The sequence below is a fragment of the Vibrio sp. MACH09 genome (genome assembly GCF_033238805.1).
In the GTDB taxonomy this organism is placed as follows: Bacteria; Pseudomonadota; Gammaproteobacteria; order Enterobacterales; family Vibrionaceae; genus Vibrio.
In genome coordinates this window covers 1439655-1461585 of sequence record NZ_BSFZ01000001.1, presented here as the reverse complement: position 1 = coordinate 1461585, position 21931 = coordinate 1439655, and the positions used below count along the sequence as shown (strand labels likewise).

Below are 21931 nucleotides of genomic sequence, written 5' to 3'. Positions count from 1 at the left end.
TACAAATATAAAATATTTTTGAAAGATTCAACAAAATATGCAAAAAACTATCGAAAGACGTGACGTGTTTTATATTTCTGATGGAACAGCCATCACATGTGAAACATTAGGAAACGCTGTATTAGGCCAATTTTCATTTAAAATTCACGAGCAAACGATTCCCTTTGTGGAAAACAGCGAAATGGCGTATCAGGCGTTGCAACATATTAAACAGGCGAAAGAAAAGACCGGCACTTCTCCCGTGGTGTTTCTTTCTACCGTGATTCCAGAAGTGAAAGCAATTATCATGACGGCGGATGCTCACATTTATGATATTTTGAGCATGTTGACTAAGCCTATTCAGCAAGATCTTCAGCTAGAAGCCAAACCTAAGCTTCAGCGTTCGCGTAGCGTAGGAAAAGATGAGAAAGCCTACTATGACCGAATTTCTGCCATTGAGTACACGTTAAGCCATGATGACGGCGTATCTTTGAAAGGAATTGAGCAAGCGGACATTATTTTGCTGGGTGTCTCTAGAAGTGGCAAAACACCAACCAGTTTATATATGGCACTTCATTTTGGATTGCGGGTTATCAACTACCCATTTATTAGTGACGATATACCCTCTTTAGCGTTAGCAGATATTTTTCAAGTCTATCGGCATAAACTGTTTGGTTTAACCATCAATAAAGAGAGATTGGCTGAGATTAGAAATGAACGTTTAGCCAACAGCGTCTACGCCAGTGAAAAGCAGTGTGCCGAAGAGCTACACAGCGTTGAGCAACTGTTCCGTCGTGAAGCGATCCCCTATATCAATACCTCTTCACTATCGGTAGAAGAGATCTCTGCGCGAATATTGCAGCAAACGGGACTAAAAGGACGTCTTTACTAGCAAAAAATGGGCGAGCGCCCATTTTAATTTATATATTCAGATAAATGGCAATCATTAACAAGGTAAAGAGTCTATATAAAACTCTTCAACAAACATGTAGTGTTTATTAGTTAATGCACCTTCTATACGACTATAGTAACTATTTGGAATATCAGGATAAACTGTTTTTAATTTATGATAAGCATTAGCAGAACCTAAATGCTTTAATTCATCAACGCTTTTAATACCAATATTATGTAAAGATAGCGCCAAGCTTTTAGTAATATTGGTCATGTTTTCTATAGAGGCCACACGAGGTGATTCACCTAAATTATACCAGTAGTACATCACTCGCTTTAGTAACTCTAAACAACTGTTAGAGATTGGTAATGAACAATCTTCATGAATCGATAAATAGGACATGGTTTTGGTCACTGTTGAATAGTCACAAACTACCTGACCATTCTCTTGCAACAGTCGCTCTTTAAGCTGTTTACTATTACCGTATTTAAGCGCTAGTCGGCCATCGATAACCATTGCAAAAGCATGACCATTTAGGCTTAAAACATGATACTTAAACATGTAGTGTACTTGAATGTTGCTTCGAGAGATCTCGCAAAAATCCGCGATACTATCTAAAACAAAATCTTCATTGGGAAAGGGTACGATATTTTCCATATTGACAAATATATTACCTAGTAATTAATAAGAACAGGCCGTCATTCCTTTAAAAAAGAAAAATAGAGCGCGGCGATTAACAACAAAGATATAATAAATCACCTCGGCAGCTCAATAGCGACACACTATATTTTTATATTAACAATTATTATTGTGAGATATCTCACCTGAGTAATAATAGACTAATTAAATAAATATCAGCATATAGAAATATCAATGGTAATTTTCACACACCTTATTCATATTTTTTAATAAAACTTAATACTATTTAAAAGAATAAAAGGCAGCTAATGCTGCCTTTTCCATTACTCTTGCAAAACATTACTCTCGCAAAAGTTTGCCTAGAGTGTCTCTCAGCTAAAAGAATCCTAGCGGATTAACATCATAGCTAACCAGTAAGTTTTTGGTGTTTTGGTAATGATCTAGCATCATCTTGTGCGTCTCGCGACCAATACCTGATTTCTTGTAGCCACCAAACGCGGCATGAGCAGGATAAGCGTGGTAACAGTTAATCCATATTCTTCCCGCTTCTATATTGCGCCCCATTCGATAAGCTAGGTTTTGATCTCGTGTCCATACACCCGCACCTAAACCATATTCCGTATCATTTGCGATGGCTAACGCTTCTTGCTCATCTTTAAAGGTCGTGATTGCAATCACGGGTCCAAAAATCTCTTCTTGGAACACGCGCATTGAGTTATCACCTTTTAACATGGTTGGCTGGATATAGTAACCAGAATCAAGGTCACCCTCCTGCACCGCAGGCTCTCCACCGACTAACACTTCTGCACCTTCTTGGCGACCTATCTCTAAGTAGCTAAGAATCTTATCAAATTGCTCTTGAGACGCTTGTGCACCAACCTGCGTGGATACATCCAGAGGATCTCCCTGTACGATGGTTTTAGCACGCTCTACCACCTTCGCGATAAACTTATCGTAAATGGACTCCTGCACAAGAACACGCGATGGACAAGTACACACTTCCCCTTGGTTAAAGAACGCTAGTAACATCCCTTCGACACATTTATCCAAATAATCATCTTCATGATCAAACACATCGGCAAAATAGATATTCGGGGATTTACCCCCTAGCTCAACGGTAGACGGAATCAAGCTTTCTGCCGCACACTTCAATATATGGTGACCAATTTCCGTAGAACCAGTAAAGGCAAGCTTTGCGACTCGCTCACTGGTTGCCAACGCTTGTCCCGCTTCATGGCCAAAGCCATTAACCACGTTCACCACACCCGCTGGTAATATATCGGCGATTTTTTCAATCAAAACGAGAATAGAAGTCGGCGTCTGTTCTGCAGGTTTCAGCACCACACAACACCCCGCAGCAAGTGCTGGAGCAAGTTTCCAAGCTGCCATAAGCATAGGGAAGTTCCACGGAATAATCTGCCCTACAACCCCAACAGGTTCAGGAAAATGGTAACTCGCGGTGTTAACATCTAGCTCAGCCGCAGAACCTTCTTGAGCACGAATGCATCCAGCAAAGTAGCGGAAGTGATCCACCACCAATGGCAGATCCGCCGCTAGGGTTTCTCTAACTGGCTTACCGTTTTCCCAAGTTTCAGCCACTGCGAGCTCTTCTAAATGCTGCTCTACTCTATCGGCTATTTTCAATAAGATATTTGAGCGCTCTGCAACGCTGGTAGATCCCCATGATGCTCTCGCTGCATGAGCGGCATCAAGCGCTAAATTGATATCTTCTTCCGTAGAGCGAGCCACTTTACAAAATGCTTTGCCATTAACTGGCGAAAGGTTATCAAAATATTCTCCTTTTACCGGTGCTACCCATTCACCACCAATAAAATTATTGTAAGTCGAGTTGAAGCTAACGACTGAACCTTCCGTTCCTGGTTGAGCATAGATCATAAAATATTCCCTTGTTTTAGCTGAGTTAGACACACTCCACATCCGGAGTATGACCTCACCTAACGCAAGTCACAGGCCAACTTTACAAAACTTGATCACAACAACATGTAACACTATGATTACATTTCATTAACAAGCCGTATGAATTTAACTAGGCAAGGATCGTTATCAGTCAAGCCGTGTTCAAGTGTCACCAATTGACACACCCTTATTGTTACAAAATGGAACAGTTATGCAGCTCCCTACAAATGAAACAACTGATTGGCTTAATTGCTCATGGATGAGAAGCAGTGATGCAGGTTTACACGAACGGCGTTTACCTCAGGAAGCGAGAGTCAAAAAATCACAGCTCAACGAACGCAGAGCGATGTTAGCGACGTTGATTAGTGCAGTTGAAAAGCTGGCACTTCCTTTCTTCAATCAGCTGTTCGCCAGAACCAATAGTCGGCTCATTTTAACCGATACCGATGGCGTGATTATTGGATCATGGGGACAAAAACAGTTTCAAAGTAAGCTCACCACCATAGCATTGGAAAGTGGCGTTTGCTGGAGAGAGAACTTAAAAGGCACCAACGCCATTGGCACCGCTATCGTAGAGGAAAAACCGATCTCCATTATTGGTGACCAACACTTTATTCATCAACACCGCTTTATCAGCTGTACCGCTAGCCCTATCTTCGACCACAATAACAATATGTTAGCGATATTAGATATCACCAGTGAACAGCAAGTTCACCATGCCAATACCCAGCACCTTATTCAAAATATGGTACAAAACATTGAGAGTGAGCTGTTATGTCAGTTGCCACAAGGCACATTGCGGGTTGATCTTGCCATGGATAACTCCATTCTAAATAGCGGCTGGCAAGGTATTGTTATTGCTGACCAGCAAGGGCAGATCATCGCGCACAATAAAGTCGCCTCACAACTGCTTGAACATGAACAGATGATAGGCAGGCCGATTGAACACCTCCTGCAACAAGAACAGCAAAGCTTTGTGTTTAAAATTCACCCTCTTTCAGAACAGAAGAAACAGAGTTCCACCACCTACTCTCAAGCTTGTTCTCTCCACTACGGTGATGAGAGAGTTGAGCACGGCTGGCAACAAGCAAGCAAGGTCATAAATAAACAGATTAATCTCCTCATTTTAGGTGAAACGGGTGTCGGCAAAGGCGAATTTGTTAAAGCACTGCATAAACAGAGCAACCGCAAACAAGGACCGTTAGTGGTGGTTAACTGCGGTGCTTTACCAAAGGACTTGGTTGAATCTGAACTGTTTGGTTACGCTCCCGGCGCGTTTACAGGTGCTAACAGTAAAGGCTATCAAGGCAAGGTGCGTCAGGCAGACAAAGGCATACTCTTTTTAGATGAAATCGCCGACATGCCCTTAGATGCTCAGTGCCGATTACTGCACGTATTACAAGACAAGGAGGTGGTTCCTGTTGGTTCAAACAAGAAGATTGATGTGGATATTCAGGTCATCGCGGCGACGCACAAAAACCTAGAGCAGCAAGTAGAACTTGGTTTATTTCGGCAAGATCTCTACTACCGACTTAATGGTTTGTTAATTGAAATCCCATCGTTAAGGAACCGAAAGGACAAAGTGGCGCTAATCAACAAACTACACCAGAAACACGCATTAACAGAACAAACGCTTAGCCCTGATCTTGTCGAGCTATTAACGCAATATCCATGGCCGGGGAATATTCGCCAATTGGATAATGTTATTAAAGTGGCATCACTTTTAGCCAGTGACGAAACGGTTCTCTGCCTTAAACATATACCCGATAACATCGCCCGTGAGATAACCGCCACCACACCCAATAACACGACTGCAGAGACAAATTTGCAAACCACAATTGAAGACAAGTTACTTGCGACTTACCAAGCAAACCAAGGCAACATAAGCCGCACCTCTAAAATATTGGGAGTAAGCAGGAATACCATCTACCGAAAGCTAAAGAAGCTTGGGATGTAGTTTAATATTCTCAAACATAGTGATAAAGACTGATACGCAAAAATAATCAGGAAAGAATTCGTGGTTTTGCTCGTTTGGAAGTACATGAGTAGGCTTAGTTGCGTTACGGCGCGTTATCACCAGCCTTAATCACCTAACTGTATTTACACTATGGCTGTGTTCTTATACTCAAGTGACATCAAGGTGCTTGCGTATATAGTAATAACGATAATAACCGACCAAATTACTGGTAATAAAAAGCACCTCCATCACAACCGCTGTTGGAGAGCCAACCATATAGTTGTGTATTAACCACAGAGCAGTACCGATTATCATTAACTCTCTTAAACGACGGTCATCTTTATTAAATGCAGCAACCGTCTGAAAAACCGATGCGAAGCAACTAATAACACTTACTAATCCAGAATAAGTAACAACGGCAGAAATAACGGAAGCAGTACAAAAGGCATATTTTAACTTTTGAGAAGTAGAGAATATGCTCACCAAATACCTGACTGTAGCAATGATCATAAGACTTGCCGCCGTCCATTGTTCAAGCAAAATGAAATGGCTGGAAATCAAACTACCCGCAAAAAATAGGCAAGTTACAATTTTTTTTCTATCTTTGAATTGGAATGACATCAAATCAAACCCAATAGCCACTGCAACTAAAATCTGAGATAAGAAAAATGGTGTCACAAAAACTCCTATTGATATATCGCCGCAGCTAAGTGTGAGTCAGGCAAACTTCATACTGACGACTCGCTAGATGGTTCATACTACTCATAATTAAAATGCCACTCAGGACATTTCTATCGTAAACGCTTAGTTATGTTTGTTTCTCAAGTTTGAGTTCACCGGTCACCTTAGCCAAACGTAACGCTACGGCAAAACAGACCAAGTATGGGCTGATATACCAAAAGACTTGCTCCATAGGATGCTTTACTTGCGCTGAAATCGTTTTGTTATACTGATTTTTTTGCTGATTGTACTGCTCAAGCATACCCTTGACCCAAACTACATCATCTTCAATCCATTCCAGACTAAGACCATCGGTTGGGAAGCTTCGACGACTCACTTGGGGCAATGAACTAAAATCTAACGACTTTATCTGCTTGGCTATGGATAGATACCAACCACAAGGGTCTGAATATATGTCTTCTCCACTAACTGATGTGATTCCCGAGCACATATCACCTCTGATCTGTCGAACAGAGAAGTCATGAATAGATTCAAGAGTAGTCACTGCGCGGGTTTGTTCAGTTGCCGCCCAGTTTCCGGCTACAACGGAGCGAATTTCAGACACGGCACCCAACATACCAATACCAGCTAACAAAGGCCAAAGATAATCTATGTATTTCCATCTACGTTTACAGAGGTTAAATCCACACCAAATAGGCAAATGAAATGCTAACACCAAAGCACTGGTAAGCAACACAAAGTGTAAAGAGTTAGAGAGCATAAACTCACTCTCAAAAAAGCTTCCCATAGACTATCAACTCCTCCATAAACAGATGCTGCGGTAAGTCGTTTTCAACGCGGTCATCTAGCCTAAACTATTGCCGCTTAAATACCAAAACCTAGCCTTAAGTTAAAAGATCCAATCTCAACCTAACTCACCGACAATGCCTTGTTAGCCGTTTTTATCGTCTAGCAGCGACTTCGACACTAACCAACGTAATGCTACCAATGCCGCAACAGAACAGACACCTTCATCATTAGAATCAATAAACCTGAGCTCTTCAATTTCGGCATCAGCCGCTAACTCTCCTGAGAACTTGGCAAAATAACAAGTTAGTTTGACAGATACACCTTCTGATTTGCCATCAGCTTGAGCAACGAAAGTCTCCATGTATTCGATGCTATCTGCAGACAGTTCAACAGACAACTCTTCTCTGATTTCACGTATTAGTGCTTCACTGTCACTTTCACCGAGTTCACGTTTACCACCGGGAAGATAGAAAAGATCTTTCCCCTTAGATCGAACAGCCAACAACTTGCCATCTTGAACCAAAATCCACGCCAGCTTATCAATAACCTTACTCATTTTACCGCCTCAAACTGAAATATAATGCCAATCACCCAATGCCGCGTTAATACATAAGCAACGCGGCCACTGAGTCTAACCTATTGTGCTGCCATCACTAAAGCTGATTCAAAGCAAAATTGCAGTGCGTTGCCAATCTCCATTAAATTTTTTACTAGCCGATACTCTCAAGAGCAATCCTCGATGCTTTTAATTGATGTTACTATACGCTATTCGATACCAACAACAGCCAATGAGACACGATTAATGTCAGCTCAAAAACCTCGATTAGATGAAGTAATGCTCGCTTTCCAAGTTATCCCAAGAGTTAAAGAAGGGAACAATTTTGAAGTCGTCGATAAGGCGATTCAAGTTGTTAAAGCATCTGGTGTTCCATTCCAAGTGAGTGCAATGGAAACCACATTAAAAGGTGAGTTAAACCAATTGCTTGAAATCGTAAAAGACGCACAACAAGCGTGTTACGATGCGGGTGCTGTAGAAGTAATAACCAACATTAAGATTCACAGTAAAACCGACGCTGCTACCGACACTTTTTGCACTTATGACAGAGGTGTAACCAAAGCCAACCACATGTTTGTAGACAATTAAACTGATTGTTATGCCGTCACTGATGTTTTCGACGTGACGGCTAATGTCCTATTAAGGCGTGAACGATGCTGCCATCTGACAAAAACCATTGGCTGTAAACACTCAAACCGATACAAAATATAATTGCCAAGCTTTGCTGACCTGTCTTAATCGTTTGTATAAATCAGGCTGCCGATTGTCCAATTGATATTTGCAATAAATAATGCTCAAGTTCAGAATCTGTAACAATCTCAAAGTCAGTAAATAGAGCAACAGGTTTTACCGACTTACCCTTACCTTGTTCTAAACGTACAAAACCTTTTTCACTTAGTGTCTTCAAGGTATTTGAAAGATTGGACTTCGCACGACCTGTAAGTTCTGCCAGTTGAGTCAAGCTATCAGGTCGTTCCGAATCCATCAAACGTAGTAACTCAATATTCTCTGGACGAAGAATCTGTGAAATAGCATTGAATGATGTATACCAAACCTTAGGCTCACTTTCTTGAGGTTTATATTTACCTTGCGCTATTGCCAATAGCCTCATACGAATGAGCTTTTCAGACATAATTCCGATTCTTGCTTTCATATTATTTACCCTCTATTGCAGCAATAGTTTCATCTACACCCTCAAAGAAGTCCTGAAGTAATGTATAACAATCAGAAAACTCATAAGGTGTGCCTTGATCAATAGCTGACTTATGCAAATGATCGTACTCGTAACGGTTACCACTAAATTTTTTACTTTTCGGTGGCTTGACGGCATGAGCATTATCGTGCCCAAAGACTCGCTTATTGAACTTATTATGTAGAGTAAGATTATAGCGAATGCCATGAGGACGCTCTTTTGTTGGTGGTACAGTCCATGCCTCTATTTTCCACCAATAACCGTCATCACGATGAACTTGCTCACCATGCATACTTAATAAAACATCAATCTCGTCCACATTTCTAACCTCAAATCAATGTTATGAGCAGAGTATAACACCATTCCTAAATAGTGCGAAACTTGAGCAATTTATAACTCCCAGTTATGTGGCTAACTACTTATTACAATAGGCAAGAAAGCCACCATCATATGAAGTTAAGATAGGTTTCGTAGCAGCCCTATAGTCAGAATAAATATCATTACTTGAAACGGCTAGACCGACTAAAAACTCATACATTGTATTGCCTACGATGTTTAATACCAAACAGTCTCAACTCGATATTTTATAAACATAATTTTAAAACTAGATTCATCAAAAAGGACCTGCTTTGCATTCCCTTAACTCGCCAATCAAGAAACAAACCAAACTGTTATTGCACGCTACTCTGCATTTTTATACCCTAACGAAGCACTGGAAAAATCCAGTGTCGGGATTAGGACACCGTTTGTAAAACATACAATACATAACAATTTTTATATGTGACTTTGGCATATCTAAATTTGTGGTAATTAATGAATTACATATGGAGATCTCTATGACCCATCAAACCCATCCAGATTTTTATCAACAAGTAGAAGACTTTATTCTTTGTGCCGTGGCAGATAACTCAACAGAGGATCACGCCACCAATACCGAGATCGCCCTATTTCTCTTAACGCTGCTTTCTAGCTACAAAAAAGAAGAGCTAGCGCAACCGCATCGAGGTAGAGATAAAGCTTAAACTATCAATTTGTACAGCTCGTTTTGGGACTAAAATAAGACGTTCTTGGCGCTAAATGAGCTGTACGGTTGAAGTAAAACTAGATTCATTTCCCTTATTAATTTTTCTACTTATTTTAGTTTTAACTCATTTTTGGACATTTTCGTGTTAGTGTAGTGGCCAGTATTACTTGACCACTACACACTCACAGCAATCAAATTCATACGACAACTCGTATATGCATTCTTCGCCCATGCCTCTTTCAGAGCCACCGATACAATCATTGTTGAAATCGCTTATCGGTATAAGATCACTGTCGCCACAATTTTCACACGTATATTCAATATCACCACAAAATTGCCACATATGTTCGTATTTCCTTCTTGACGCTAAGCGCGTTCTTCGAAATCATCAATCATGATTATTTTCCCAGACTCGGTATCTCTCCACATTTTATTTAACTTTATATGCATGTCCCGTAGCTCTGAAATCCTATTGATAGCATTAACGTCTGGACTAAGAACCGATCAGCTTATCTAGTGTATATAGATATCTTAGTTAGCTGGTTGCCAGAGAACATCGTCAAAATGCTTGTCGTTGACTATGAAAGCGACGCTGAACCTGGCTCTAGTAATAGCGACATACAGTTTATTTTGACTAGTTTGCTTATCGGCAAAAGCGCCATTTTGTCCTTTCAGAAACTTTGTAAAGCGGTCTGTCGGATGAATTAGCACATGGTCAACCGTTTGGCCTTTGGAGTCACCAAAGGTCATCAAGTTTTCATATATATCTAACTCTTTACCTGAGTTAGCAGAGTGCCTGAGTATCAGGGGAGTATGTTGTTTGACATACTTTGAGACATCTTTTTTGGAAACGAAATGTATACCTGTATGTATGCCTATGTCAGGGACTTCTACTTTAGATACTGTTTCGGAATACCCTTCTCCCTTGTGAACTGTATCTGCAAATTCACATATTGGCTGTATTGAGCGCCAACACTCGTTGAGGGCGCTAGAAACAAACCCCATTTTCCTGTAAGCCTCTAGTTTTTGTTGGCTATCAGATGGCGCTTTGGGCTTTGAGGAAGTGTGGTATATAGTTTGTCTAAAGTCCCCGACAGCATGAATCTCAAGCTCTTTAGATTTTGCAATTAGCTTGATTAAGTCAAAATCCCAGCCAGCAAAGTCTTGAGTTTCATCGAGATAAACACGGCTATATATCGAGCTGATTCGCTCAGAAATAGCAATGTTGTCTTCTTTTACAATCCTGCATCCTAGCTTTGAGAGAAACTCTGTATGGGCACGATTTTGGCTGGTCAGAAAATGCTTTTCATTGTATTTCGCTCCTAACTTTTCTTTCCTGCCCGGAATATTCATTCGCCCTCTCTTGTGGGGGTTACTGCTATTGAGGTTGATGCCATCAATGCGAGTGGTGAAAATACATCTCTGATATGGCCTCACTACATCTTCTAATATGAAGGAATACCAGCCCTTGACTATGAACAAGTCCCTTCGCTGCCCGCCAAGCTCATCAAATTTCTTGTAAAGCTCATTTTGGTTACTACGTGTGTAAGTAATAACCAAAACCTTCTTGCCTTCATCAGTCAGTTCTATTGATTCCTTAACTATTCGAGTTGTCTTGCCTGCCCCAGCGCAGGCAATAAAGAGTTTCTTAGTCAAACTTCAATGCCTCCAACAGGTAGTTTGGATACTGAATGACGTCTGCGCTATCGAATATGCGTACAGCAGAATCTACTTTTTTAGAACCGTAGTTCTTGTCTCCTTTTTCACCTACGTAGACAGCCTTGAAGTATTTAATCTTCTCGTCCAAACTTTTAATCTCTTTGTATTCGTTGTAGGCGATTTTTGATAAGGCTATTTCTGCGAATTCATCTAAAGTTTTTTCATCTTTTCCATTAGCAGCGATTAGTGAAGGCTCTAGTGATTTTAGTTCGTCGTTTGGTTCAGAGAAGAACTCAATGTTTTTGAACTTGAAGTTATTTGCATAATCAACAATGTTGGTTTGGTATGAACCATCATTATCTTTTACCACGTTTACCTTGGTTCCGATGAGTTTGGCTATTTGAAGGTAGTGCTTGAAACCTATACCTCTCACGACGATGATATCAATGCCATCTTCTTCTGGTAACCTTTTGTTATCTTGTAAGTATTTCTTCTTCAGAATCAACTCATCAGAAGGCCCTTCAACTAGAATGACTTTTTTGGAGAGAACAATTCTCAATGTGTCATATCCCGGTAATCTTTGAAGGGTTTTGGCTGTACCAGAATCAATTTCTTTTAGCCTAAGATAGTCATCAGAAATCAAGCATAAATGGTTAAGGCTAAGCTTGTTAAGAACATAAGAGCTGTGGGTGGTAATAAATATTTGGTTATTGGTATTGTCTGAAATGAATTTTACCAACCTGCTTAGGTTTGTATGAGAGAGGTGATTCTCTGGTTCCTCTACAGTAACAAAGTTGACATTGCCACCTTTGTTTAAGAGAGCTAGCTTAACCTGTATTTTATTTTGCTCCCCTTTACCTATATGGTTAAACGATATTTCGTCTACCGCTAGCTGGAGCCCAGCTTCGACAGTTCCCGAGTTAGTGTCAGCTATTATCGAGAGGTTTTGCTCGGTGACCTGATTCTCAGAGTCAAGGTCATTGTTGAGCTCTTGAATTTGCTGCTGCTCTTCAAAGGAGTTTTTCAATTGACGATAGTTTAGATGAAGTAAAGCTTGCTGCTCTTTGTTTAGGGACGAGTTAATGATGTTGGATAAATATTGAGTCTTACCATAAGTGGGATGAAGTCTAGTGGGGTCGATAAATAGGCCCTTTACTTTTCTGCTCAAAAACTTAATTGGCTCCCAAGCAAAACTAAACCACTCGACTTTATAGAACTCTGTTGGGATGCTGTCGACTTTAGCGTTTTTGCAAAACTCTTCATATGTGGGGGTTAAATCATCATCGAAGCAGATTTTGATAAATAAGCCTTCATGCTCTTTATTTTGTGAATTGTTCTTACCTCTGTATTCAGGGCAGTCAAATAAGTATGCTTCGATAAGAATTTCAGGCAGAGAGCCTTTGGATAGGTCCCCATCAAGGTATGTTCTAACCGCCTTACTATTGAATAACTGTGGAGATAGTGAGGAATTTATAGATTTACCTCTGTAGTTAGAGCTTGAAACAAGCTCTAAAGCTTCCAGTATTGTAGTTTTACCTGAATCGTTGTCTCCAACGAGTATATTCACTTTCTCATTAAACTCGTATTCACCTGATTCGATTTTCTTAAAGTTCTTGATAGTTAGTTTTTCGATGTACACAAGATTACCCATACTAAATTACATGCTTATTAAATGACTATAACTTAATGAAAATCGGAAAAAGATGATGTAAAGCATATATTTAGGGTTAGTTATAGAGTTTTGAGAAAAATCCTCACAGGGTGGGATTTAGAAGAGCAAGGTAATGTGTACGGAAGAGTCTTATAAGTATCTCTATCAGCAAGGCTATGTACCGAGTGCAGCAGGGCATGTATCGCTCGCTCCTTACACATTAGAAAAGCTAAGCCAAAAAATTTCGTCAGCTAAACCATAGAACTCTTGTTCTAACCCGAAAAGGGGCAGAAGTCTGTTAGCAGCTCCATTGCTATAACAAACCTTTGGTCAAAAATGATCTAACGTAATGCCGATTAGAACTGACTACTCTCGCCTGATAATCTGATGAATATTGAACAAATCACTATTGATAACGGCGATCGTGTATTCAAATGGCGAGCCATCATCAAAACAGACAATTTCGCGCAACTCAATCATCGCCTGATCGATATCCACTTTTAAAAGGCCAGCTGTTTCTTCATCTCTTAAATTGAATGCGGCAATATCCTGTTCACGAGTAAATATTTTCTTTCCTGTTAACTCTTCAATGTAACCATACTTAGATTTTTCAATATTATTAAACTGAAATCCATCCGCAACGGTAGAAGGAATATGAATACGCCAATTGATAATGGCCGCAGATTGTACTTGGCGACGCCCTTTTTCCCGCATTCTCGGCCTGATAATCAAAAGGAGACTGTAAATTGTAACTACTGCCTATTTACGATCAGAATAAAAAAGGGCAAAAACCGCAGTTCTCACCCTTTATACAACTAAATGTTATCTAATCAGTTCAAGCTACTTATCATGGTAATAATATTTAACACATTGATCAGCAAGTAGATCTAAAGAATCTAGCGAGATGGCTTTTTTGTACTCTTCCATATCATCAAATGCCAATGGAATTTCAGTACAACCCAAGATAACGCCTTGTGCTCCCCGTGCGATTAACCGATCAAATACCGGTTCCATCAGCATTTTTCCTTTCGCTATATTTCCCGCTTTAACCGCGTATATTCCTTCCATCACTCGCTTTTGTTCGCTATCTGTTGGAATCATTGCTTCCATTGCGTTTGCCGCAATAGCATCGGCATATATGCCGGTTTTAATAGTGGCATCCGTTGCCATAACGCCAATTCGAGTCATCTCTCTTCTTCTGGCTTCGTTGAGTACCGTCTCAATAATGCTGATAAATGAGACATTGCTATTGTCCAGCTTATCTAACCAGTAGTGAGCAGTATTGCAGGGAATCACCACCTTTGTTGCGCCAGATTCTTTTAAACTCATCAGGTTATTGAGCATAGTATTAAGCGGATCTTCGCCATTATTCAGGATGCAGTCGGTCCGGTCAGGTGTAACTGGATTATTCGAAATTATCATAGCCATATGTTCTTGGTCAGAGCTTGCTGGGCTTTTCTCAACCACTCGTCTAACAAAATCCACTGTTGCCATCGGGCCCATGCCCCCTAATACACCTAACTTCTTATTCATACCGACTCCTTTGTTAGTCAAGAATCTAACAAAAAAATCGGTTGCCAAGAAATGAAATAACTGGCATAACGATGCATAAATTGCATAGCCTTATCTAACTAGAGCCGCCTATATGTTAAATATTGAGACCAAATGGTTGCAGGACTTCCTTACCCTTGCCGAGATCGGAAACTTCTCTAAAGCCGCACAAAAGAGAAACGTTACTCAGTCCACTTTTAGTCGTCGTATTCAAGCATTAGAAGGTGCGGTAGGCTGCCAACTGTTTGATAGAGATAAAACCCCAATAGCCCTAACACAAAGTGGCAGCGAATTTAGAAGTAGCGCCCGCAGTTTAATGATCCAGTTAGAATATGAGTTAGAGCGGTTAAATGATCTATCAGTATTAGGAAATCAAAAGGTTAGCCTCGTGGCCGGACACTCCATTGCAACGGATATTTTGCCGCAGTTTCGATTTAACCTATTTGCAGAAGAGAAAGAAGTCATCCTTGATGTACGTGCAATCGACATTGATGATGCGGTAAATACTTTGCAACAGAGTGCTTGTGATATCGTACTTAGCTATAAAATTGACCAGCTCCACTCTCAACCCTATCTCGCTCATAAAATTGGGGAATCTAAAATCTATTGTGTTTCCGCACTAAATGAAGAAGGAACCGCTAAATACCAGCTATCGAAAAATCAGCTATCTCCTTGGATTATGCACTCAACTAGCAGCTATATGGGGCGATTGACCCGAGAAATAAGCAATCAGTACGCTTTAAGGCCAATTTTCTCTTCCGCAATGACGGACTTGGTTAAAGCGTTAGTTTTACGAGGAGAAGGTATTGGCTGGCTGCCTGATTACGCCATAACCGAAGAGTTACGAACCAAACAGCTTGTCATTTTGCAGCAACAACAAGCATCCACAATCACCGAGCTTTACGCCTATCGATCACGAGCAAAGTTACACCCTGCTGGGGAGCAGGTGTGGCAAACGTTGTGTGAGCATCACAGTATCTGTCAGTGTGAATAACTCACTGTTGCCAAGACTCATTTACTGGCAAACAAGTGTTCATTGGAAGCGTGTCGTTTCTCGATGTACAAAATAAGCTCCCCCACTTTAAAGCCGAATTTGCTCATCTCGGTTTTATTGAACAATCGATGTTCATCCATCAGGAACATCCAGTCATCAAGGGTGACTTGATAAGTGGTCGAGTCTACCTCTATCTCCATCTGGTAACGCCAATAAAGTGCAGAGCCACTAGTCTCTCCTTTTGCGGTGCCAATAACATCGCTAGCGGTACCAATGTAGTTATTTTCTGCGGTTTTTTCTAAGTACCACGTTCGGGTTGAAGTTTCACCATCATCAAAGACAAACCACTCTTTTAACTCGCCTTTATTGCCCTGCCAGCTACCGACCAACTTCACGTCGAACCGTCTTAGCAAATTGCCTGAGCGGTCTAACACCATGCCATATGCGACCAACTCGCCATCAAAAAACTGTTCCAACTTTAACTCGGGTTTGATTTGGCTATGTTCTTGCAAACTGGCAGAGCCACAACCGACTAGGGTAATCAGCACCAATGTCATGACTATCTGTTTCATGGTATTCATCATTGCAGCTCTCCTAATAGTTGCCTTCTTAGCTCTGGCTCTGAGGTGTTCTCAGACAACCAAATCGAAAGAAAAGCGGAAGAAAATCCATTGTCATCTATACGTCCAATGGCTTGGTCAGCAAAGTAAAACTCCCCTGCACCATTGGCTAGCTGAACAAAAGTAAGCTGATCTCCCTTGCTGACATCTGGCCAGATTTGTTTTAACGGCTCCAGCCACAACAAAATATCCATCGGTTTATAGCCAAGCTCTCGCCATTGATCTTCTGTTGCTTCAATAAGAGCCTGCTTAGATATTGATTTGTAATAGGTAATACGAAGTGCGGATGTCTGTTCATTAACCGCGTGTTGCGGCTCGATAAAGTACTCCGCTTTATACAGCGTCCAAAAAAGATAGTTCATCTCACCTTCGCCCTGCTTGTCCAGCAAAGCCACCGAAGAGGCAGACAGGTTATGGCTAAAAAACAGCACGATTAGCCACACTTTTGCCAGAATAAGCTTTGCCAAAACGAGCTTTATCAAAACAGGCTCTGCCGATATTTGTCGCATTGATACAAATTGCCAGTTCATAACTCACCTCGTGGTTTGTTTTCCCTCTGTCTACCACAGAGTGATTCGATTAAGAGTGGTTGTTTTTGGAATGATTCATTTTGCAGTACTCGGTATTCAAAACGCCTCTTGATGATAAAAACGTTGAGAACGTTCGGTAACTCACAATCAATAACGGAAATAGCAGTCCCCAAGAAAGAGCAAGTGAGGCAATGAGCGTGGCATCCTGCAAGCCGGACTGCAAAGCGCCTGCCTGCATACCCGCCCAGTAGCTACTTGTTCCACCCACGGCACCAAACGCCATGAGCAACCAGATAGGCTTGTTCACAAACCAGCTCAAACTGTGGTTGAAACTGATCACAAACAGTGACCAGAGCAGTGCCAACCAGAGAGGAAAGCCACCTAACTGGCTAGAGAAGCTGCCAATATTAAAATGGATAACATCCACCGCTATACCAATTAATGCCAGTGGTAATACCGCCAAGTCTTTTTTAGCCGAGGGCGACAATAAGAAATGAACGCCAAGCAAAGCGGCCAGTATTATGTTGGCATTGACCGTTAAAAATGCCGCACTGAACCAGCTTGCTTGAAACAGTACTAGGTTAATAATCCAAAACCGTTTCATGCTCTTCTCCCACAAATCGAGGTTTTCTCGCCACTATGTGATGAGTGCTGATCACTCTTTCTATAAATGCCCCTTCGCAGTAACAAAAATAGAAGTGCCACAAGCGTTTAAAGCTTTGGTTATATTCGCGCTGCGAAGGATCATATTGCGGCTTGGTTGAATCACTCTGCTGCTGTTCTAGCTGCGGCCAATGCTTAATAAAACGCTGATCCCAGTCATGTAGCGTCCGAGCATAGTGCAAACCAATATCATCAACCTGCTCTATCACCATATCGGTATTCTCTGCCATCTGCTGGCTAATAACCGCAATCGAAGGCAAGCATCCGCCGGGAAAAATATACTTTTGGATAAAATCGGTACTTTTGCGGTACTTCTCGTATCGAGCATCTGCAATAGTGATGGACTGGATCAGCATCTTACCGGTTGGCTTTAATAGTGTTGAGCAGGTGGTAAAAAAGCTATTAAGGTAATCATGACCCACGGCCTCAATCATCTCTATTGATACCAACTTGTCATATTGTCCTGTTAGCTCACGATAATCTTGTTTCAGCAGCGTTATATGATCTTCAAGGCCCAGTTGCTTAATCCGTTGCTGGGTGTAGTCATGCTGCTTATCAGAAATCGTGGTCGTGGTCACTTTGCAACCGATGGTTTGAGCCATATAAATAGCCAACCCACCCCAGCCTGTACCAATTTCAATCACATGATCGGTCTCATTCAACTGCAACCTTTGACAAATAATGGCCATTTTCTGTTGCTGGGCCTGTTCAAGTGTTGACGCGCCATTGGCATAAATGGCCGAGGAGTATTGCATCGCAGGATCTAAGAAGCCTTGATACAGTTCATTACCAATGTCGTAGTGGGCTAATATATTGCGCTTAGATCCTTGCTTGGAGTTGCTATTTCGTCGTTGCAGTAAAAAGTTACTGAGTTTATTTATCCAACGAGTTTTACTGTCTAGTGCATCAAGTTGAGACTGATTACGCGCCATAATCTGAATAACCTGAGTTAACTGAGGGGATGACCACTTACCATCAATATAGGCTTCAGCAGCACCAATGCTTCCCCCAGAAACAATATCTTTGTAGAAGCTATCATCGTGTACCACGATGGTTGCCATCAACGTTGAGCAAGAGTGTTCATCACTTGATGAGGCCGCCAACCGGTCGCCAAACAAAGTGCGGTTATCTCCTTCAATCACCTCTAATTTGGCGTCTTTTAACTGCTTAAGGACGCTAAAGATCATTTGGCGATAAGCGCTGTTTTTGCTGCTAATCATTTGATAAGCGTGATTATCGTCACCCTGCGTCTTTGCATTTAAAGGGACAACATTTGCAGAGAAGAGATTGGCGGAAGGCATATCGATTGCCGCTAGATCCTGTGCAGATAATTCATGCTCAGCGAGTTTCTGTGCAGACATGTCCTGAGAAGAAATAGCGTGATTTCGTTTGGCAATGTGACCCATAAACACCTCAATATCCTTATTAATGTTTTCTAAACTAGTCTGTTACTTAGCTAACCATTCCCTGCACTGTTGGAGCCTTTTTTGTAAGGAACAAATGGCACTTTTTTCAAATACAGCTTCATCGCCTGCCAGTAAATCCCCACAACAATATCAATGCCATAAAAGGCAGAGACGTCAGTGTTTTGGCTAAGTTCCGTCTATTAATGACTCGTTTTTTAAGCGCTAACGTGGCATCAAACACCTTGTTATTTTTATGGTTCTCAATATGTATAATGGTTTTGTCACTGGGCGATGTTATGCGCCAGTGATAGGTCATATCCATCTGCATAAACGGTGACACATGGAAGTTCTTTTTCACCTTTTCGCCTTTCTCAGCGCGGACAAGGTAGTAGTGTCTCTCGTTCCATGGCGTGTTGCTCACTTCCGCCAGCATGCATTGATAATCACCATTTTGGTCGTAGCAGAAGTAAAAATTAACCGGACTAAAATAGAGACCAAAGCATCGGCACTGTGCCAGCATGATGACTCTATTTGAGCTCTGCCACTCTTCTCCTAACGACTGTACTTTTAAGGCAATACGTTGTTTCAGTTCACCAGGATCACTTTTTAAATAATCTTTTTCACAAAATCGTATTGGGTTAAACCAATGGGTTCCAAATAGACCACTACGCCTAGTCACCACTGGTACTTCATCAAGATCGAGCGCCATCATATAAATAGGATAACTAAAGCTATGCTCAACGGCGCCAAAGCGACGATGACGAACATCACCTATGTAGATGCCGCTATAGTCACTTTCCGTAACATCTGCATTGCTTGCATCTGGTTGGCTCATAACGATACTCCAAACCTTTGAGTTACATCTAATGCGCTACGTACACCGTCTTCATGAAAACCGTTGTACCAATAAGCGCCAACAAAATGCGTCTGGTTTTTGCCACAGATCTGCTCACGCTGCTTTTGTGCCGCAACACTCTGGCTGTTAAGTACAGGGTGGTGATAAACAAAACGGCGAATCACCTTATCTGGTTCAATATCACTACTCTGATTTAACGTGACACAAAAAGTAGTGCTGTCGTTGAGCCCTTGAAGAATATTCATATTGTAGGTGACGCAAGCGGGACGCGTGTTCTCTTGGTGCAACATATAATTCCAGCTTGCCCAAGCCAGTTTTCGTTTCGGCAATAAATTGATATCCGTATGCAATACCACCTCATTCCGACTAAATGGAATCGCCGATAATATTTGTTGCTCCTCGTCAGTTGGGTCTGCCAGCAAGGCAAGCGCTTGATCAGAATGACAAGAAAAAATCACTTCATCAAAATGCTGCGTTTCCCCCTCTTGCATCTCAATTACCACCCCTTGTTCCGTTCGTTTTACCGCACGAATGTCACTCTTTAGCTGAACAGGTTGCTTAAGATGAGAAAGGATTTTATTGACATAACTTCTTGAACCTCCGGGAACCACGTACCATTGAGGTCGGTCAGTACTATTGAGTAATCCATGGTTATAAAAAAACTGAATAAAGAACTTAAGCTCAAACGTTTCCATCTCTTTTAAACTTGTCGACCATATCGCCGCTCCCATTGGCAAAATATAGTGCTGACTAAAAAAGTCCGAAAAGCCATGTTGATTTAAAAACTGTCCCAGTTTTTGCTGTTCATCAATACTGTCTTGTTGGTATAGCCGCTTGCACAGTTTGTTAAATCGAATGATCTCAACAATAAAGCGCCAAAATTGCACACTAAACAAGTTACTTCTCTGAGCAAACAGAGCATTTATGCCATGACCATTATATTCAAAGCCACTATCACGATTGTGTACACTAAAGCTCATCTCTGTGGCTTGTCGTTCTATTCCTAGCTGTTGCAACAAACGGTTGAAATTGGGGTAAGTTCGGTCATTAAACACAATAAAACCGGTGTCAATGGCGTATTCTTTATGGTTGTGAACAATATCAACCGTTGCCGTATGTCCACCGACATAGTCATTTTTTTCAAACACAGTTACATGGTGTTTTTTGCTCAATAAGTAGGCGCAAGTCAGCCCAGATATACCACTTCCAATGATTGCAATTTTCTTCATTTTTAGGCCATCCTTGTCGCAACGTGCTGCCAAACCTTGGCAGGTAAAAAACGAAACAGCTTCATGATAAATACAAACAGCAGTGGGAAATTGATCTCAGTTTTTCCCTTTTCTATTCCAGCCATGATTTTGTTTGCCGCTTGGTGACTATCCATTAGCATCGGCATAGCAAAGGTGTTTCTTTCGGTAAGTGGCGTGTCTACAAAGCCCGGTTGAACTAAGGTAACGCCAATATTATGGGGTTTTAAGGTTATGGATAAGGTGTTGGCTAAATAACTTAAAGCCGCTTTCGATGCCCCATAAGCTTCCGCTCTTGGCAATGGAATAATGGCCGCGCTGGAGCTGATTAATACCAACCTTCCCCCTTGTTTAAGGTTATTTAACCAAGCCTGCAAACAGTAACCAATGGAGATAAGGTTAATGTTGATCACTCGTTCAAATAGCTTGGCATCAAAGCCTAAAGGAGAGTCAATATATTCACAGTCTCCGGCATTTAAAATAAGCAGGTCGATCTCTTGATCAATAGACGGGTAATGATCAACCTCGGTTAAGTCAAAACAGAGTGGCGTAATACGCTCCCCTTGCTCAGCCAAAGCTGACAGCTTTGCCCTGTTTCGCCCACACGCGATAACATCAGCACCTTGACGGTCATAAGCTATCGCCAGTTTCTCTCCAATTCCTGATGTACAGCCAGTAATCATTACTCTCATCATTGACCTACCCGATTATTGATTAACTTGACCAGCGTGCCGACGACTGGAACATGTTGATAAACCATCGCCCCCACATCGAAATAATCCCGGTGATAAATCACCAAACCATCTTTCTCTTCTAGGCGCGAGTGACCTTCAATTGAGATAGGCTGCTGGCGGTTAAGCTTGTTGTGGCTAAATGTCATAGTCCAGTACACCGCCGCTTGATCATTGCCGGCAATCACATCAGTAATAATAAACTGGCAAGAGATTACATTAAGGTAGCTCTGCTTAAAGTACGCTAACAACGACTCTCTTCCCGAGACTCTATGCATAGGGTCAATAAACTCCACCTCGGAGTGATAAATAGCAGACAACGAATCCAGATTATCAGTGCCAAGCTCACTGTAAACGGTGCAAAATTTGTCTATCCATAGTGCTTTTTCCATACTGC

The 21931-nt window shown here is 41.4% G+C and carries 24 protein-coding genes and 1 pseudogene; 6 read left to right on the top strand and 19 right to left on the bottom strand.

All coding sequences use genetic code 11. The annotated features are described in order from the left end of the window. Positions 1-37 precede the first annotated feature (37 nt). Positions 38-871, top strand: coding sequence for a pyruvate, water dikinase regulatory protein (locus tag CHJ_RS06490; RefSeq protein ID WP_171753968.1), 834 nt, complete (start codon positions 38-40; stop codon positions 869-871). Between the two features lie 54 nt (positions 872-925). On the opposite strand, the gene CHJ_RS06485 is transcribed toward CHJ_RS06490, so the two are convergent. Continuing rightward, positions 926-1528: a TfoX/Sxy family DNA transformation protein gene (locus tag CHJ_RS06485; RefSeq protein WP_317917220.1), complete on the bottom strand. Its 603-nt coding sequence runs from the start codon at positions 1526-1528 to the stop codon at positions 926-928. A 357-nt stretch (positions 1529-1885) separates the two neighbouring features. Then, positions 1886-3406 (bottom strand): aldehyde dehydrogenase family protein, encoded by a 1521-nt coding sequence (locus CHJ_RS06480; RefSeq protein WP_171753966.1) that lies wholly within the window; start codon positions 3404-3406, stop codon positions 1886-1888. A 232-nt stretch (positions 3407-3638) separates the two neighbouring features. Here CHJ_RS06480 and CHJ_RS06475 point away from each other — a divergent pair, with 232 nt between their 5' ends. Further along, on the top strand, positions 3639-5384 hold the full coding sequence (locus CHJ_RS06475) for a sigma-54-dependent Fis family transcriptional regulator (RefSeq protein WP_317917219.1): 1746 nt from the start codon (positions 3639-3641) through the stop codon (positions 5382-5384). A gap of 168 nt (positions 5385-5552) precedes the next feature. Here the strand turns inward: CHJ_RS06475 and CHJ_RS06470 are convergent, their stop codons facing one another. The 3 genes from CHJ_RS06470 to CHJ_RS06460 form a co-directional block, all read right to left on the bottom strand. Further along, the gene (locus tag CHJ_RS06470; protein WP_317917218.1) at positions 5553-6062 is read right to left on the bottom strand and encodes a YgjV family protein; all 510 of its coding nucleotides are present in this window, start codon (positions 6060-6062) and stop codon (positions 5553-5555) included. A 130-nt stretch (positions 6063-6192) separates the two neighbouring features. Then, entirely contained in the window at positions 6193-6852 is a 660-nt protein-coding gene (locus CHJ_RS06465; RefSeq protein ID WP_317917217.1) for a hypothetical protein, read from the bottom strand. Between the two features lie 144 nt (positions 6853-6996). Continuing rightward, a complete protein-coding gene (locus CHJ_RS06460; protein WP_317917216.1) occupies positions 6997-7410 on the bottom strand; it encodes an NUDIX hydrolase in 414 nt (137 codons plus the stop codon). Between the two features lie 279 nt (positions 7411-7689). Here CHJ_RS06460 and CHJ_RS06455 point away from each other — a divergent pair, with 279 nt between their 5' ends. Then, entirely contained in the window at positions 7690-7998 is a 309-nt protein-coding gene (locus CHJ_RS06455) for an MTH1187 family thiamine-binding protein (RefSeq protein ID WP_216613436.1), read from the top strand. A 163-nt stretch (positions 7999-8161) separates the two neighbouring features. Here CHJ_RS06455 and CHJ_RS06450 read toward each other — a convergent pair whose 3' ends face one another. Beyond that, positions 8162-8563: a helix-turn-helix domain-containing protein gene (locus tag CHJ_RS06450; RefSeq protein ID WP_317917215.1), complete on the bottom strand. Its 402-nt coding sequence runs from the start codon at positions 8561-8563 to the stop codon at positions 8162-8164. A gap of 1 nt (position 8564) precedes the next feature. Continuing rightward, the gene (locus tag CHJ_RS06445) at positions 8565-8921 is read right to left on the bottom strand and encodes a DUF6516 family protein (protein ID WP_317917214.1); all 357 of its coding nucleotides are present in this window, start codon (positions 8919-8921) and stop codon (positions 8565-8567) included. Between the two features lie 517 nt (positions 8922-9438). Here CHJ_RS06445 and CHJ_RS06440 point away from each other — a divergent pair. Then, positions 9439-9624 (top strand): hypothetical protein, encoded by a 186-nt coding sequence (locus tag CHJ_RS06440; RefSeq protein WP_317917213.1) that lies wholly within the window; start codon positions 9439-9441, stop codon positions 9622-9624. A 533-nt stretch (positions 9625-10157) separates the two neighbouring features. Here the strand turns inward: CHJ_RS06440 and CHJ_RS06435 are convergent. Both CHJ_RS06435 and CHJ_RS06430 read right to left on the bottom strand, forming a co-directional pair. Further along, a complete protein-coding gene (locus CHJ_RS06435; protein WP_317917212.1) occupies positions 10158-11282 on the bottom strand; it encodes an AAA family ATPase in 1125 nt (374 codons plus the stop codon). Beyond that, positions 11275-12936: an ATP-dependent nuclease gene (locus tag CHJ_RS06430; RefSeq protein WP_317917211.1), complete on the bottom strand. Its 1662-nt coding sequence runs from the start codon at positions 12934-12936 to the stop codon at positions 11275-11277. Before CHJ_RS06430 ends, CHJ_RS06435 begins: the two co-directional genes overlap by 8 nt. Positions 12937-13069: 133 nt before the next feature. Between CHJ_RS06430 and CHJ_RS06425 the strand changes: the two genes are divergently transcribed. Next, positions 13070-13198 (top strand): hypothetical protein, encoded by a 129-nt coding sequence (locus tag CHJ_RS06425; protein ID WP_317917210.1) that lies wholly within the window; start codon positions 13070-13072, stop codon positions 13196-13198. Between the two features lie 104 nt (positions 13199-13302). On the opposite strand, the gene CHJ_RS06420 is transcribed toward CHJ_RS06425, so the two are convergent. Together CHJ_RS06420 and CHJ_RS06415 are read right to left on the bottom strand one after the other, a co-directional pair. Beyond that, positions 13303-13650: a UTRA domain-containing protein gene (locus CHJ_RS06420; protein WP_317917209.1), complete on the bottom strand. Its 348-nt coding sequence runs from the start codon at positions 13648-13650 to the stop codon at positions 13303-13305. Between the two features lie 126 nt (positions 13651-13776). Further along, entirely contained in the window at positions 13777-14469 is a 693-nt protein-coding gene (locus tag CHJ_RS06415; RefSeq protein WP_171751793.1) for an aspartate/glutamate racemase family protein, read from the bottom strand. 112 nt (positions 14470-14581) lie between these two features. On the opposite strand from CHJ_RS06415, the gene CHJ_RS06410 reads away from it, so the two are divergent. Next, a complete protein-coding gene (locus tag CHJ_RS06410) occupies positions 14582-15481 on the top strand; it encodes a LysR family transcriptional regulator (protein ID WP_171751794.1) in 900 nt (299 codons plus the stop codon). A gap of 17 nt (positions 15482-15498) precedes the next feature. Here CHJ_RS06410 and CHJ_RS06405 read toward each other — a convergent pair whose 3' ends face one another. From CHJ_RS06405 to CHJ_RS06370, 8 genes and pseudogenes are all read right to left on the bottom strand, one after another. Then, positions 15499-16065 carry a DUF3833 domain-containing protein gene (locus CHJ_RS06405; protein ID WP_411861538.1) on the bottom strand — a complete coding sequence of 189 codons (567 nt, stop codon included), beginning with the start codon at positions 16063-16065 and terminating at the stop codon, positions 15499-15501. Continuing rightward, complete coding sequence (locus tag CHJ_RS06400) at positions 16062-16631, bottom strand: chalcone isomerase family protein (RefSeq protein ID WP_317917208.1); 570 nt, start codon at positions 16629-16631, stop codon at positions 16062-16064. Before CHJ_RS06400 ends, CHJ_RS06405 begins: the two co-directional genes overlap by 4 nt. A gap of 49 nt (positions 16632-16680) precedes the next feature. After that, positions 16681-17235 (bottom strand): DUF2878 domain-containing protein, encoded by a 555-nt coding sequence (locus CHJ_RS06395; protein WP_317917207.1) that lies wholly within the window; start codon positions 17233-17235, stop codon positions 16681-16683. Beyond that, positions 17213-18514, bottom strand: coding sequence for a cyclopropane-fatty-acyl-phospholipid synthase family protein (locus CHJ_RS06390; protein ID WP_317918087.1), 1302 nt, complete (start codon positions 18512-18514; stop codon positions 17213-17215). Before CHJ_RS06390 ends, CHJ_RS06395 begins: the two co-directional genes overlap by 23 nt. A gap of 236 nt (positions 18515-18750) precedes the next feature. Beyond that, positions 18751-19535, bottom strand: a pseudogene (locus CHJ_RS06385) (DUF1365 domain-containing protein). After that, a complete protein-coding gene (locus CHJ_RS06380; protein WP_317917206.1) occupies positions 19532-20785 on the bottom strand; it encodes an NAD(P)/FAD-dependent oxidoreductase in 1254 nt (417 codons plus the stop codon). Before CHJ_RS06380 ends, CHJ_RS06385 begins: the two are co-directional and overlap by 4 nt. 2 nt (positions 20786-20787) lie before the next feature. After that, positions 20788-21495 (bottom strand): SDR family NAD(P)-dependent oxidoreductase, encoded by a 708-nt coding sequence (locus CHJ_RS06375; protein ID WP_317918086.1) that lies wholly within the window; start codon positions 21493-21495, stop codon positions 20788-20790. Next, positions 21495-21926 carry a nuclear transport factor 2 family protein gene (locus CHJ_RS06370; RefSeq protein WP_317917205.1) on the bottom strand — a complete coding sequence of 144 codons (432 nt, stop codon included), beginning with the start codon at positions 21924-21926 and terminating at the stop codon, positions 21495-21497. Before CHJ_RS06370 ends, CHJ_RS06375 begins: the two co-directional genes overlap by 1 nt. Positions 21927-21931: the final 5 nt, after the last annotated feature.

Bases quoted from the DNA above. Each gene is read 5' to 3' on its own strand.
- CHJ_RS06490 (WP_171753968.1), top strand. From the start codon at position 38: ATGCAAAAAACTATCGAAAGACGTGACGTGTTTTATATTTCTGATGGA.
- CHJ_RS06485 (WP_317917220.1), bottom strand. From the start codon at position 1,528: ATGGAAAATATCGTACCCTTTCCCAATGAAGATTTTGTTTTAGATAGT.
- CHJ_RS06480 (WP_171753966.1), bottom strand. From the start codon at position 3,406: ATGATCTATGCTCAACCAGGAACGGAAGGTTCAGTCGTTAGCTTCAAC.
- CHJ_RS06475 (WP_317917219.1), top strand. From the start codon at position 3,639: ATGCAGCTCCCTACAAATGAAACAACTGATTGGCTTAATTGCTCATGG.
- CHJ_RS06465 (WP_317917217.1), bottom strand. From the start codon at position 6,852: ATGGGAAGCTTTTTTGAGAGTGAGTTTATGCTCTCTAACTCTTTACAC.
- CHJ_RS06460 (WP_317917216.1), bottom strand. From the start codon at position 7,410: ATGAGTAAGGTTATTGATAAGCTGGCGTGGATTTTGGTTCAAGATGGC.
- CHJ_RS06455 (WP_216613436.1), top strand. From the start codon at position 7,690: ATGCTCGCTTTCCAAGTTATCCCAAGAGTTAAAGAAGGGAACAATTTT.
- CHJ_RS06450 (WP_317917215.1), bottom strand. From the start codon at position 8,563: ATGAAAGCAAGAATCGGAATTATGTCTGAAAAGCTCATTCGTATGAGG.
- CHJ_RS06440 (WP_317917213.1), top strand. From the start codon at position 9,439: ATGACCCATCAAACCCATCCAGATTTTTATCAACAAGTAGAAGACTTT.
- CHJ_RS06430 (WP_317917211.1), bottom strand. From the start codon at position 12,936: ATGGGTAATCTTGTGTACATCGAAAAACTAACTATCAAGAACTTTAAG.
- CHJ_RS06425 (WP_317917210.1), top strand. From the start codon at position 13,070: ATGTGTACGGAAGAGTCTTATAAGTATCTCTATCAGCAAGGCTATGTA.
- CHJ_RS06420 (WP_317917209.1), bottom strand. From the start codon at position 13,650: ATGCGGGAAAAAGGGCGTCGCCAAGTACAATCTGCGGCCATTATCAAT.
- CHJ_RS06415 (WP_171751793.1), bottom strand. From the start codon at position 14,469: ATGAATAAGAAGTTAGGTGTATTAGGGGGCATGGGCCCGATGGCAACA.
- CHJ_RS06410 (WP_171751794.1), top strand. From the start codon at position 14,582: ATGTTAAATATTGAGACCAAATGGTTGCAGGACTTCCTTACCCTTGCC.
- CHJ_RS06405 (WP_411861538.1), bottom strand. From the start codon at position 16,065: ATGATGAATACCATGAAACAGATAGTCATGACATTGGTGCTGATTACC.
- CHJ_RS06400 (WP_317917208.1), bottom strand. From the start codon at position 16,631: ATGAACTGGCAATTTGTATCAATGCGACAAATATCGGCAGAGCCTGTT.
- CHJ_RS06395 (WP_317917207.1), bottom strand. From the start codon at position 17,235: ATGAAACGGTTTTGGATTATTAACCTAGTACTGTTTCAAGCAAGCTGG.
- CHJ_RS06390 (WP_317918087.1), bottom strand. From the start codon at position 18,514: ATGATTAGCAGCAAAAACAGCGCTTATCGCCAAATGATCTTTAGCGTC.
- CHJ_RS06380 (WP_317917206.1), bottom strand. From the start codon at position 20,785: ATGAAGAAAATTGCAATCATTGGAAGTGGTATATCTGGGCTGACTTGC.
- CHJ_RS06375 (WP_317918086.1), bottom strand. From the start codon at position 21,495: ATGAGAGTAATGATTACTGGCTGTACATCAGGAATTGGAGAGAAACTG.
- CHJ_RS06370 (WP_317917205.1), bottom strand. From the start codon at position 21,926: ATGGAAAAAGCACTATGGATAGACAAATTTTGCACCGTTTACAGTGAG.